Below are 13087 nucleotides of genomic sequence, written 5' to 3'. Positions count from 1 at the left end.
GCGTGGACAACGACGTCGGCGGACCGCTCAGCCGACGCGCTTGAGCTCCGCAGACAGGTGGCTGGTGAGGGGCTGGCCCATGGCCGCCATGTCCATCACCCACATCAGGTTGGAGTTGACCAGCCCATAGAGGCGGTGCGCTGCGGTGTATTCCTTGGCGTGCGGGCTGCGCACGACGCTGTCGGTGCGCAGCTCGATCTTCGCCGGGCTGGTGTTGCCGAAATAGAGCTCCACGATGCCGGTCGGGTGGGTGAGCAGGAGCTCCACCTCGCCGTCCGGCAGCGGACGCCAGAACCCGAGCTCGGTGCCGGCGGGACGGACCTTGTTGCCGTCGTCGTCCAGGATCCAGGCCTTGGACTCCCACCGCAGGAACGGCCGGCCGTCATGGCTGACCTCGATCTCCTGCCCGAAGTTCTTGGACTCCATGGTCGGATAGCCGACGACTCCGGCTCCCTCCCAGCGGCCAATCAACCAGGCCAGGGGTGCGAGCTCGGAGGGCATGTTCGGATCAAGTTCAAAAGCCACGACTCCATCGTAGGGCGTGCCGAGGGCTGCCTGCCACGGCGAACGTGCACTCGGAACGTGTGCGCACTGACAGCACGAAACGGTTCTTGGAGCCTGGAACGGCAGGCTGTCAGAACCGGGAGGTGCTGTCAGTCGGGCGCGCGGCGGCGCGAGCGGGGGTCAGGCGAGCGAGAAGCCTGGGAGCAGCGCCAGCGCGACGGCATAGGCGACCGGCCCCGTGACCAGCAGTGAACAGATGGCCATCACCAGGCGCGGTCGTGGGTGCGCCATCGTCGGCAGGGTGCTGTGCACGCTGCGCAGCGCATGACTCACCGCGCCGGCCACCACGCCGGAGAGCAGGAAGATGCTCCACTGCATGCCCAGACCCACGGCCACCAGGGCTGCAGCACCGCCACCCACGAGCAGGGCGAGCGGCACCAGCCAGGGCCGCAACGGCTTCCAGTGGCCGAGGATGTCGCTGATCGAGCTGGCCGCAGCGCCCACGACGGTGGCCACGACCAACGCCGCGCCCTCGGCGGTGGAGCTCAGCGGGATCAGCAGCACGCCACACGTCATCACCCCGAGCCCGAGGGCGATCGAGCTGATCGATTCCACGATGCGCGGGCGTCCGTCGACCCGCATCAACTGGTGCACGAAGGCCGCGATGAGGGCGAGCGCCAACGCGCCTGCCACCCAGGTCAGCATCGGCCGCTCCGCACTCACCAGGGGGCTGAGGACGAGAGCCAGCGACCCGGCATACAGGATCGCCGCGGTGCCCTTGGGTGCCGGCAGCGCCAACATCCCCGCCCAGCCCCAGGACACCACCGCGCCAGCGATCCACAGCGCCAGGGCCAGAACGAAGGGGCCCGCCAGTGCCGCGAGGGAGGCGACCGACGCCGCGCAGCACACCATGACGGCAACCTCGATGGAGGGCGGCATCAGTGGTCTGCGGGTCGGCACAGGGAACATCGTGCCACTGAGCCTGCCCAACACAGACCCACGGCGTGGCACTGGCGTCAGGGGCAGCATCGCGCGCCGACTATTCTGGCGCAGTGGCCGACCTGGCACTTCTGACCCCCGGTGGCGCCGCAGACGCGCCGGCCACGGTGCTGCCCTCACTCGAGCTCCTCCCCCACCAGCTGCGGGTCCTGGACCTCGACCCGGCGGCGCTGCTGACTGGACCACCACCCCACCTCGTGCTGCTTGATGCCACCCGCGCCCTGGTCCAGGCCCGCATCGTGGCCCGCACGCTGGCCACCATGCACCTCGGCGCACCCGTCGTGGCGGTCTTCTCCGAGGGCGGCCTGGCGGCACTGGACCACCAGTGGCCCGTCTCGGACTTTGTGCTCTCCGGTGCGGGGCCAGCCGAGTTGGCCGCACGACTGCAGCGGGCGACGGCCCAGGTGCCTGCGGCTCAGGATGGCCCATCGGAGAGCGAGGATGCCCCGCTGCGTGCTGGCGATGTGGTCGTCGACGAGGCGAGCTGGACGGTCCGCGCCGGAGGGGAACCGCTCAACCTGACCTTCAAGGAGTTTGAGCTGCTGAAGTTCCTGGTCGCTCATCCCCGTCGGGTGATGAGTCGTGAGCAGTTGCTGCAGGAGGTGTGGGGCACCGACTACTACGGGGGCACCCGCACGGTGGACGTCCACATCCGGCGTCTGCGCGCCAAACTCGGCCCCGAGCGCGAGTCCCTGATCGGCACGATCCGCAACGTCGGTTACCGCCTTTCCGGACCAGCTCGCTCGACTGCTGACCGGGACGTGGTGGAATAGCCCGATGCAGCCGACGGCGACTGATGATCACCTCGAGCCGACCCAGTCCGCAGACGTGCTGGCCCTGGCCGTGCGCGCAGCGACCCACGACGGGGTCCGGCCACTGTCCGAGCAGACGGTGCTCGACGTGCGCCGCCTGCCCGGCTCCCCGTCCGGCGAGGCCCACACGACGCACCTGGTGGTCGAGCAGAACCCCGACACACCGCGCCCCGGTGTGATCGCCTATGCCCATGTCGAGCACTCCGACCCGCCCGCGGCGGAGATCGTCGTGGACCCCGACCACCGACACGATGGTCACGGTCGGGCCCTGGCCACCGAGGTGCTCGAGCGTTGGCCGGGCACCCGGTTCTGGGCCCACGGCGACCTGCCGGCAGCCAAGGCACTGTTCAAGAGCCTGGGCCTGGACTCGGTGCGCGACCTGTGGCAGATGACCCGGCCGTTGCGCGGAGAGTGGTCCGAGCTGCCGGAGGTGGACCTGCCAGAGGGCTTCACCGTGCGTCCCTTCGAGATCGGCCGCGACGAGCAGCGGTGGCTGGACGTCAACGCACGGTCCTTCGCCGATCACCCGGAGCAGGGTCGGATGACGCTCGCCGACCTGCAGGAGCGCACGTCCGAGCCGTGGTTCGACCCCCAGGGCTTCCTGCTCATCGAGGAGGGCGAGGACCTGGCGGCCTTCCACTGGACCAAGGTCGAGCCGGCCGAGCCGGGACACAGTGTCCCCACGTCGGGTGAGGTCTACGTCGTCGGGGTCGACCCGGCATACCAGGGCCGTGGCCTGGGCAAGGTGACCACCCTCGTCGGCCTGCACCACCTGCGCAACCGTGGGCTGGGCAGCGCCACGCTCTACGTCGAGGGGGACAACGATCCGGCGCTGGCGACCTACCACCGGCTGGGCTTCGAGCGCTCCGCGATCGACGTAATGTATGCCGCCCCCGCCACCACCTGAGCAGCACCCTTCCTGGTGGCACACTGGTCCTCATGACCTCCAATCCCCGGCCGGTTCCGGACATCGTGGAGTCCTCCTCCGTCGTGCCGCTGCCCACGATCCGTGCGCAGCGACCCCGGGCCTCCAACGGCCGGTTCATCAGCGCCGTCCCCTCTGACGGGGACTTCCCGGGGGACCCACAGAGCCTGCCCGAGGACCGGTTCCTGGACCGCGAGGTCTCCTGGCTGCAGTTCAACGAGCGGGTGCTGCAGCTCGCCGGCGACGCCGACCTCCCGTTGCTCGAGCGAGCTCGCTTCCTGGCGATCTTCGCCAGCAACCTCGATGAGTTCTTCATGGTGCGGGTGGCCGGACTCAAGCGCCGCATCGCCACCGGCATCGCGACCCGGTCCGCCTCCGGGCTGGAGCCCCGCGAGGTGCTCGACGAGATCTCGGTCGGCGCCCACGAGCTGATGGGGCGCCACTCGATGCTGTTCCGCGATGTCGTGGGGCCGGCCCTGAGCAACGAGGGCATCAGCCTGGTCCGTTGGGACGAACTGACCAAGGAGGAGCAGGAACGCCTCGGGGACATGTTCCGCAGCACGGTCTATCCCGTGCTGACGCCGCTGGCCGTGGACCCCGCCCACCCGTTCCCCTATATCAGTGGCCTGTCCCTGAACCTGGCGGTCATCCTGATCAACCCGCAGACCGGGCACGAGCACTTCGCCCGCGTCAAGGTGCCGCCACTGCTCCCCCGGTTCATCGAGCTGTCCGACGACGACGACCTCTATCTCAACCGCTATGTCCTGCTCGAGGAACTCATCGCGGCCCACCTGGAGTTCCTCTTCCCCGGCATGGAGGTGCACGAGACCTTCACCTTCCGGGTGACCCGCAACGAGGACGTTGAGGTGGAGGAGGACGACGCCGAGAACCTGCTCACGGCCCTGGAGAAGGAACTGACCCGACGCCGGTTCGGACCGCCGGTCCGCCTCGAGGTGGAGGAGGACATGGACGACCACGTCCTGGACCTGCTCACCCGCGAGCTGCGGGTGCACCACTCAGAGGTCTATCGGCTGCCCTCGCCCCTGGACCTCACGGCGCTCAACACGGTGGCAGACCTCGATCGCACCGAACTGCGCTATCCCAACTTCGTGCCCTCGACCCACCCCGCCCTCGCCCCCGTGGAGCGAGCGGCACCGTCCGACATCCTCGCGGCCATGCGCGGCGGGGAGGTGCTGCTGCACCACCCCTATGACTCGTTCTCCACCTCGGTGCAGGCCTTCATCGAGCAGGCGGCCAACGATCCCCAGGTGCTGGCCATCAAGCAGACGCTCTATCGCACCAGCGGTGACAGCCCGATCATCGACGCCCTCATCGACGCCGCCGCCAGCGGCAAGCAGGTGCTGGCGGTCGTGGAGATCAAGGCGCGCTTCGATGAGGAGAACAACATCACGTGGGCGCGCAAGCTCGAGCACGCCGGCGTGCACGTGGTCTACGGCATGGTCGGCCTGAAGACACACGCCAAGCTCTGCCTGGTGGTGCGCGAGGAGAAGGGGGCGCTGCGACGCTACTGCCACATCGGCACCGGCAACTACAACCCCAAGACCGCGCGTCTCTATGAGGATCTGGGCCTGCTGACCACCGACGAAACCATCGGTGAGGACCTGACCCGACTGTTCAACCAGCTCTCTGGGATGGCCCCGAAGTCCAAGTTCAAGCGCCTGCTGGTCGCCCCGCGCTCGGTCCGCTCCGGGCTGGTGTCCCTGATCGAGGAGGAGGCCGCCAAGGGTCCCGACGGGTGCATCCGGATCAAGGTGAACTCCATCGTGGACGAGGCCATCATCGACGCGCTCTATCGCGCCTCGATGGCCGGTGCGTCCGTGGACGTGTGGGTCCGCGGGATCTCCGCGCTGCGACCCGAGGTCCCGGGCCTGTCCGAGACGATGCGGGTCCGCTCTGTCCTCGGGCGCTTCCTCGAGCACTCCCGGGTCTTTGCCTTCGGCACCGGCAAGAGCGCCAAGATCTACATCGGGTCCGCCGACATGATGCACCGCAACCTGGACCGCCGGGTCGAGGCGCTGGTGCAGATCACCGACCGTGACCAGGTCAAGACCCTCGGCTCCCTGCTGGACCGTGGCATGTCCGATGAGGTGGCCAGCTGGCACCTGGACGGCAACGGCCAGTGGCACCGCCACCACCTGTCCTCCGACGGCCTGCCACTGACCGACATCCACACCGAGTTGATCGCGGCCTACGGCACCCGTCGCCGGCCGGGCCGCCGCCGCTGACAGCCAGGACCCCACCGGTGGCCACCCAGACCGAACGCGCCGTCCTCGTGCGCGCCGCCGGCGTCCTGCCGTGGCGGGTGCAGGACGGCCGGCTCCAGTTCGCCCTCGTTCACCGCCCGCGCTACAACGACTGGTCCTGGCCCAAGGGCAAGCTCGAGCGCGGCGAGGAGTGGGCCCTCGCGGCAACCCGAGAGACGCTCGAGGAGACCGGTCTGGAGGTGCGCCTCGGGCCTCCCCTGCCCACCTCCTGGTATGGCCTGGGCACCAAGGACGGCCGCCCGCAGCTGAAGCAGGTGCGCTACTGGGCGGGGACGGTCTGCGGCGGCAGCGGCGCCCTGGAGCACGAGATCGACGAGGTCACCTGGCTCGACGCCGCGCAGGCCCGGGAGCGGTTGTCCTATCGGCGCGACCGGGAGCAGCTCGACGCCGCGACCGAGGCCCATTCCGAGGGACTGCTCGACACCTGGACCCTGCTCATCGTCCGCCATGCCGTGGCGGTCGGTCGCGGCTCCTGGAAGGGTCCGGACCCGCAGCGGCCCCTGACACCGGTCGGGGCACGGCGGGCCGATCGGCTGGTCGCCCTGTTGCACGCCTACCGCCCCCAGCACCTGCTGACCTCACCATCGCTACGGTGCACGGACACGCTGGCTCACTACTCGGCATACTCAGGGTTGCCCCTCACCGAGCGCAGGGGACTGTCCGAGGAGGGGTATGCCGAGGGGCCGGCCAAGGCGGTCAAGCACCTGCGCAAGGTGGTTGAGCGAGGCGAGGGGACGGCTCTGTGCACACATGGCCCGGTGCTGCCAGACCTGCTCGGCCACCTCGCCGGGCAGGCCCCGGACGGGCACGGCGCACGGATGCTGACCCGGTTGGCCAGGAACGGGCTGGACAAGGGTGAGGTCCTGGCCGTCCAAATCGCCGGCACCGGTGACGGGGCACGCGTCGTGGACGTCGAGCGCCACCGCCCCTCGTCCTGACCGAGCGGTGGTGGCGCCGACCCATCCGAATCGAGTCGGGATCAGCCGATCAGCCGAAGCGACCGGAGATGTAGTCCTCGGTGGCCTTCTGGGTCGGGTTGTTGAAGATCTTCTGGGTGTCGTCAAACTCGACCAGCTGGCCGGGCTGGCCGGTCGCCTCCAGGTTGAAGAAGCCGGTCCGGTCCGAGACGCGGGCCGCCTGCTGCATGTTGTGGGTGACGATGACGACGGTGTAGTCGGACTTGAGCTCGTTGATCAGGTCCTCGATGGCCAGCGTGGAGATCGGGTCCAGGGCCGAGCAGGGCTCGTCCATCAGAATCACCTGCGGCTGGACCGCGATCGCCCGGGCGATGCACAGTCGCTGCTGCTGGCCACCGGACAGGCCCGAGCCGGGCTTGTCGAGCCGGTCCTTGACCTCGTTCCACAGGTTGGCGCCCCGCAGGGACCGCTCGGCGAGCTCGTCGCCGGCCTTCCTGGACAGTCGCTTGCTGTTGAGCTTGACCCCGGCCAGCACGTTGTCGCGGATGGACATCGTGGGGAAGGGGTTGGGTCGCTGGAAGACCATGCCGACCTCGCGGCGCACGTCCACCGGGTCGACGCCGCGGCCATACAGGTTCTTGCCGTCGATGCTGACCTCTCCCTCGACGCGGGCGCCGGGGATGACCTCGTGCATGCGGTTGAGGGTGCGGATGAACGTTGACTTGCCACAACCGGACGGGCCGATGAAGGCGGTGACCGACTTGGGCTCGATCACCATGCTGACATCCTTCACGGCCTGGAACTTGCCGTAGAAGATGTTCAGGTGGTTGACGTCGATGCGTTTGGACATGAGTTGCTCTCCAGGGGTCAGCGGCCGGAGGTCTTCGGGGCGAAGACCTTGGCGATGGCACGGGCGGTGAGGTTGAGGATGACCACGATCAGGATCAGCAGCACGGCGGCGGCCCAGGCCCGCTCAATGCTGGGATCACGGAATCCGGGGTTCAGCGGTCGGGTGAACATGTAGTAGGCGTAGAGCGCCAGGTTCATCATCGGCCCCTCGGTGGGGTTGACGTTCATGGCGCGGGTGAAGCCCACCGCGACCAGCAGCGGAGCGGTCTCACCGATGACCCGGGCGATGGCCAGGGTGATGCCCGAGGCCAGCCCCGACGCAGCGGTCGGCAGCACCACCTTGGCGATGGTGGCCCACTTGGGCACACCGAGCGCCAGCGAGGCCTCCCGCAGCTCGTTGGGCACGATCCGCAGCATCTCCTCGCTGTTGCGGACCACGGTCGGGATCATCAGCACCGACAGCGCGATCGCACCGGCCAGACCGTTCTTGGTGCCGACGCCGAAGATCACCCCGAACAGCGCGAAGGCAAACAGCCCGGCGACGATGGAGGGGATGCCGGTCATCACGTCGACCATGAACCGCACCCAGCGGGCCAGGCGACCCTTGCCGCCGTACTCCACGAGGTAGATGGCGGTGAACAGGCCGATCGGCACCGAGATGAGTGTCGCCAGTCCGGTGATGATCAACGTGCCGATGATCGCGTGATAGGCACCGCCGACCATGGGGGCGCCGTCCTCGAAGTAGGCCTTGTCGTGGACCCCGGTCACACCGTTCATGCTCTGTTGCAGGAAGTCGAGGTTGAACGCGCGCAGGGCACCGTTCTCCATGACCGTCCAGATCAGCGAGACCAGGGGGATCAGCGCCAACACGAACGCCCCGTAGATCAGCGCCTTCATCGTGTGGTCCACGGCGACGCGGGAGCCACCGGCGGAGCGGTAGGCGAGGTGCACGGACACCACATAGACGACGTAGCCGCCGACCAGCGCGACGGCCAGGTTCGCGTCCAGCAGGACCCACAGCGCCAACGCGATCAGCACGCCGCCGCCGAGGGAGATCCAGCCCGGCAGGGAGGTGGTGGGGCGCACCGGAGAGGGGACGACCCCGGAGATGTGGTCGAGTTCGTGCTCCGTGGGGCCATCCACGGGCTGCTCGGTCTGTGTGCTCATCAGTTGGCTCCAGAGAACTCGGAACGGCGGTTGACGATCCACCGGGCGAAGAGGTTGACGCCAAAGGTGATCACGAACAGGACCAGGCCGATGGCGATCAACTCGGACAGCCGCAGACCCGCGGCCTCAGGGAAGTTCAGGGCGATCTCGGCGGGGATCGTCTTGTTGCCGGTGCCGATCATGTTCCAGGTGAAGGCTCCGGGCGAGAGGATGATGGCCACGGCCATCGTCTCGCCGAGTGCCCGGCCCAGGCCGAGCATCGTGCCACCGATGACGCCCGGGGCACCGAACGGCAGGACGGCGGTCTTGATCATCTCCCACTTGGTGGCGCCGAGCGCCAGGGCTGCCTCCTCGTGCAGTTTGGGCGTCTGCAGGAAGACCTCGCGGGAGACGGAGGTGATGATCGGCAGGATCATGACGGCCAGCACCAGGGACGCCGTCAGCAGGGTGCGCCCCGTGGCGGAGCCGTCGGCAAAGAACGGGATGAAGCCGAGGTTCTCCTCGAGCCACTGATAGAACGGTGCCAGCTTGACGGCAAAGACCTGCATGCCCCACATGCCGAAGACGACACTGGGCACTGCCGCCAGCAGGTCGATCACGAAGCCGATGATCCCGCCGAGTCGCCCGCCCGCGTAGTGCGAGATGAACAGCGCGATCCCCACCGCGATGGGCGTGGCGATGGCCATCGCGATGAGCGAGGCGATCACCGTGCCCGCGACGAGGGGCCAGACATAGGCGAAGAAACCCTCGCCCTCGGTGATGTCTGCGGGGTCCGCGCTGAAGACCGGGAGTGCCTCAGTGGTCAGGAAGACGGCCACGCCGGCCAGAATCAACAGGATCAGCAGCGCCGACCCCACCGATGCACCGCTGAAGGCGAGGTCGCCAGGACGACGGACTGTGCCGCCGCGGCGTTCGCGGGTGGTGGTTTCGCTCATCTCATTCCTCAGTGCTGGTCGGACGTGGCCCGGCAGGTGCCGCGGACCACGGTCACAACGATGGTGCCAGAACGGGCATGACGCGACGGCCACCGCCTGTTGGCGGCAACCGTCGCGTCGGTGCGAGCTCTGTGAAGGATGCGGTCAGCTCACTCGCCGGTGGTGATGGAGTCGAGGGACTCCGTGGCGGCAGTCCGCAGGTCCTCGGAGATCGGGGCGGAGCCAGCGGCCTCGGCGGAGGCGGCCTGACCCTCCTCGGAGATGACGTAACCGATGAAGTCCTTGACCATGTCGCCCTGAGCAGCGTTGGAGTAGTTGCTGCAGACGATGTGGTAGGAGACCAGGACGATCGGGTAGGCACCCGACTCGGTGGTGTCGCGGGCCAGCTCCAGGGCGAGGTCACCCTCGACACCGGTCTCGGCCGGCTCGGAGGCGTCGACGACCTTGGCCGCGGCCTCCGGGGAGAACTCGACGAACTCGTCGCCCACACCGATCAGGGCGGTGCTGAGGGACCCGACGGCGGAGGCGTCCGCATAGCCGATCGCGTTCTCGGTCGCGCCGACGACCTGGATGACACCGGACGTGCCCTGGGCTGCCTCGCCACCGGCGACCGGCCACACCTTGTCGGCCTCGTGCTCCCAGTCCTCAGCGGCCACCGCGGAGAGGTACTCCATGAAGTTCTCGGTGGTGCCGGACTCGTCGGAACGGTTGACCACGGTGATGTCGGCCTCGGGAAGGTCGGCGTCCGGGTTGTCCGCAGCGATGGCCGGGTCGTTCCAGGTGGTGATCTGCTGGTTGAAGATCTGGGCCAGAACGCTCGGGGTGAGGTTCAGGGTGTCCACACCGGGCACGTTGTAGGGGATGGCCACCGGGGAGATGTAGACCGGGATGTTCATCGCACCGTCCGGGCCGCACACCTCCTGGGCTGCCGTGGCCTCTTCCTCGTCGAGGTAGGCGTCCGAACCAGCGAAGTCCACCGCACCCGCGACGAGCTGCTCACGGCCACCGCCGGAGCCAACTCCGTCGTAGTTCACGGTGACGCCGGGCTGGCCCTGGTTGTAACCGGCGATCCAGGCCGCCATGGCGGAGTCCTGCGACGATGCACCAGCACCGGACAGGGTGCCGGACAGCTCAGCGGCGGGGGCGTCGCCCTCGCCGGCCCCACCGGTCTCGGCAGTGGAGTCCTCGCCCTCGCCGGCTGCGCTCTCGTCGGCAGAGTCGTCAGCAGCGTCATCGGTGGCGCCGTCGTCGGCAGCCCCGTCGTCGGCGGCCTCTTCCTCGGTGGTGGTCTCGTCGGACGCGGTGGGGTTGTCATCGCCACAGGCGGTGAGGACCAGCGACGCGGCCATCGCGATGGCGAGGGTGGAACCCAGGCGGTTCAGCTTCACGGTGTTGCCTCTCTTGCAGTCAGGGGTGGGGTGGCACGCGACCTGCTGCGTGGTGCGCAGTCTGCGTGCTGGCGGCGTTGCCAACCTCGCTGAAGGTTAGGGAGGGGACGTGACCCGATCGGGCGTGCTGGGTGAACACGGCGTGAACGACATTTGAATCCGCAACACTTCTGGTGTGGCGTCGCTCACGTCGTGCGAGGTCAGAGAGCCAGCACGACCGCGCACAGGAGCGCGGCCAGCCCCGCTGCAGCCGGGAAGGTGAGCACCCAGGTGAGCAGAATCCGGCGGATCACACCCCACCGGATGGCGGAGGATCGACCGGTCAGGCCTGTCCCGAGAATGGCTGAGGTGATCGTGTGCGTCGTGGAGACCGGCGCGTGCGCGACGGCGGCGAGATAGAGCACGGCAGCGGCGGAGGCCTCGGCAACCATGCCCTGGGCAGGCTCCGGTGCGGGACTGATGATCCGCCGACCCAGGGTGCGCATGATCCGCCAGCCCCCGGCATACGTCCCGGCAGCCAGGGCCACCGCAGCGGACACCATGACGGGCCACGGCACGCCATCCCCTCCCCCATGGCCCGTGACGGACAGGGCCAGGACCACCACCCCCATCGTCTTCGCAGCGTCCTGGAGCCCGTGTCCCAGGGCCATGGCGGCGGCCGAGGCCACCTGGGCACGGCGCAGGTCCCGGTCAACGCCTTGCCGCCGGTGGTTGCCCACGACCCGGACGAGCACCCGCATCCCCAGGTAGGCGACCACCAGGCCGGCCAGCGGCGACACGAACATGGGCAGGACCACGTCAGTCCAGATGCCGGACCACAGAACCGTCGACCCTGCAGCCAGGGAGGCCCCGGCCAGGCCCCCGATGAGGGCGTGGGTGGAGGAGGAGGGCATGCCCCACCACCAGGTGATCAGGTTCCAGGCCACCGCACCGAGCAGGGCCGCGGTGATCAGGATCAGCCCCTCCGTGCCGTCCGGCGGGACGATGATGTTCTCGCCGATCGTGCGGGCAATGCCCTCGCCGAGGAAGGCTCCCACCAGGTTGAGGCCAGCGGCCATCGTGATGGCGATGCGCGGGCTGAGGGCACGCGTGGCGATCGCGGTCGCGACGGAGTTGGACGCGTCGTGAAACCCGTTGGTGAAGGCGAAGATGAGAGCCAGCCCGATGACCAGGGCGACCGGCAGCCAGTCCACCGTCAGGACTCCTTGACGACGATGCCCTCGACAACCGTGGCGACCCGCTCAAGATCGTGGATCGCTGCGGTCAACTCCTCGATCACCAGGGTGACCCGGAGGGCGCCCAGCGGGTCCGCCCGTCTGGAGAGCGCGTCGGTCAGCAGTTCTCGCCGGGCCTGGTCCGCACGGACCCCCAGTCGCCGCATCTCCACCGGATAGCTGGCCACATCCGCCAGGACATGCAGCTTGGGGAGGGTCTGTGCGGTCAGCTCGGCCATCTGGATCAGCGCGTCGATCAGTTTGGCGGTGCCCTCGGGCGGGTCGTCGATGCGCTGTCGGATGCCACCGTCGACCGCCCGTTCCAGGTGGGTCAGCACCTCGGCGAGCGCCACCGTGAGCTGGTGGATGTCCCCGCGGTCAAACGGGGTCACGAAGGACTCCCTCGCCAGGTCGAGCAGCTCGGTGCGCCCCCGCTCAGCCTCGCGATGCAGGACCCGCAGTCGCTCCAACTCGCCCCCACGCTCGAGCATGCCGACGCCCAGGGTGTCACGGACGGTGAGGGTGCCCTTGTGGACCAGGACCGCCAGCCCGGCGAGCGCATCGACGAAGGGCGCTGTCCTGGGGGTCAAGCGAAGGCGCACTCGTCTGCTCCCATTGTCTGGCTGGCGCGACGGGACGCCGCCGCACGGCACATGCTACGCAGGGGCGGCACCGATTCGAAACCTCACGTTCCACCGCATGACACCCCATGCGTCACCCGCCGACACCCGCCGGCTCCGCACGCCGACGCCTCCCGGCTCAGCCTGCTGAAACCCCCTCGCTCCGCACGCCGACGCCCGCTGGTGCGAGGCGCGAGGAGCCGATCAAAGTTTAATGTGCCGGACCGGGAGCGCCTCTCGGCGTGTGGCCGCTCGTGGCGGCAAATGTTGGAGCCCGGGGCTGCCGCGGCCCGGCACATCGTCAAGGCTAACGGCTTGCACCCCCAGATGTGTTCCCGGCTGTGGAGGGCCGTGCAGCGTCGCAGGTCAGACGGGTGAGGTTGGCACACCACACGGCCCACCCGGTTGGGGTTGGCACACCACGCGGCCCACCCTGGTGGGGTGTCCCACGTTTCGTGGGCAGCGTTTGGTG

General features: G+C 68.8%; 12 protein-coding genes. 4 read left to right on the top strand and 8 right to left on the bottom strand.

The genetic code is table 11. The features are described from left to right. Positions 1–27: 27 nt before the first annotated feature. Both NF556_RS03380 and NF556_RS03375 read right to left on the bottom strand, forming a co-directional pair. On the bottom strand, positions 28–525 hold the full coding sequence (locus tag NF556_RS03380; RefSeq protein WP_252594096.1) for a heme-binding beta-barrel domain-containing protein: 498 nt from the start codon (positions 523–525) through the stop codon (positions 28–30). Positions 526–684: 159 nt separating this feature from the next. Beyond that, on the bottom strand, positions 685–1464 hold the full coding sequence (locus NF556_RS03375; RefSeq protein WP_252594095.1) for a hypothetical protein: 780 nt from the start codon (positions 1462–1464) through the stop codon (positions 685–687). Positions 1465–1556: 92 nt separating this feature from the next. Here NF556_RS03375 and NF556_RS03370 point away from each other — a divergent pair, with 92 nt between their 5' ends. Genes NF556_RS03370 through NF556_RS03355 form a run of 4 tightly spaced genes read left to right on the top strand, consistent with a single transcriptional unit; the run spans position 1557 to position 6463 of the window. Further along, on the top strand, positions 1557–2276 hold the full coding sequence (locus NF556_RS03370; RefSeq protein WP_252594094.1) for a winged helix-turn-helix transcriptional regulator: 720 nt from the start codon (positions 1557–1559) through the stop codon (positions 2274–2276). 4 nt (positions 2277–2280) lie between these two features. Then, on the top strand, positions 2281–3222 hold the full coding sequence (gene mshD / locus NF556_RS03365; RefSeq protein WP_252594093.1) for a mycothiol synthase: 942 nt from the start codon (positions 2281–2283) through the stop codon (positions 3220–3222). Between the two features lie 32 nt (positions 3223–3254). Then, positions 3255–5486: an RNA degradosome polyphosphate kinase gene (locus NF556_RS03360; protein ID WP_252594092.1), complete on the top strand. Its 2232-nt coding sequence runs from the start codon at positions 3255–3257 to the stop codon at positions 5484–5486. A gap of 17 nt (positions 5487–5503) precedes the next feature. Beyond that, positions 5504–6463 carry an NUDIX hydrolase gene (locus NF556_RS03355; RefSeq protein ID WP_252594091.1) on the top strand — a complete coding sequence of 320 codons (960 nt, stop codon included), beginning with the start codon at positions 5504–5506 and terminating at the stop codon, positions 6461–6463. A 49-nt stretch (positions 6464–6512) separates the two neighbouring features. On the opposite strand, the gene pstB is transcribed toward NF556_RS03355, so the two are convergent. The 6 genes from pstB to NF556_RS03325 form a co-directional block, all read right to left on the bottom strand. Beyond that, positions 6513–7292 carry a phosphate ABC transporter ATP-binding protein PstB gene (gene pstB, locus NF556_RS03350; RefSeq protein ID WP_252594090.1) on the bottom strand — a complete coding sequence of 260 codons (780 nt, stop codon included), beginning with the start codon at positions 7290–7292 and terminating at the stop codon, positions 6513–6515. Positions 7293–7309: 17 nt separating this feature from the next. After that, positions 7310–8458, bottom strand: coding sequence for a phosphate ABC transporter permease PstA (gene pstA / locus NF556_RS03345; RefSeq protein WP_252594089.1), 1149 nt, complete (start codon positions 8456–8458; stop codon positions 7310–7312). After that, complete coding sequence (gene pstC, locus NF556_RS03340) at positions 8458–9393, bottom strand: phosphate ABC transporter permease subunit PstC (protein ID WP_252594088.1); 936 nt, start codon at positions 9391–9393, stop codon at positions 8458–8460. Before pstC ends, pstA begins: the two co-directional genes overlap by 1 nt. Before the next feature lie 149 nt (positions 9394–9542). Continuing rightward, complete coding sequence (gene pstS, locus NF556_RS03335) at positions 9543–10781, bottom strand: phosphate ABC transporter substrate-binding protein PstS (protein WP_252594087.1); 1239 nt, start codon at positions 10779–10781, stop codon at positions 9543–9545. 200 nt (positions 10782–10981) lie between these two features. Next, complete coding sequence (locus NF556_RS03330) at positions 10982–11974, bottom strand: inorganic phosphate transporter (protein ID WP_252594086.1); 993 nt, start codon at positions 11972–11974, stop codon at positions 10982–10984. Between the two features lie 2 nt (positions 11975–11976). Then, complete coding sequence (locus NF556_RS03325) at positions 11977–12585, bottom strand: DUF47 domain-containing protein (RefSeq protein WP_252594085.1); 609 nt, start codon at positions 12583–12585, stop codon at positions 11977–11979. Positions 12586–13087 lie beyond the last annotated feature (502 nt).

The organism is Ornithinimicrobium faecis (assembly GCF_023923225.1).
GTDB classification, from domain to species: domain Bacteria; phylum Actinomycetota; class Actinomycetes; order Actinomycetales; family Dermatophilaceae; genus Ornithinicoccus; species Ornithinicoccus faecis.
Note: the sequence above shows the minus strand (reverse complement) of the source record. Positions and strands in the feature narration are given on the sequence as shown.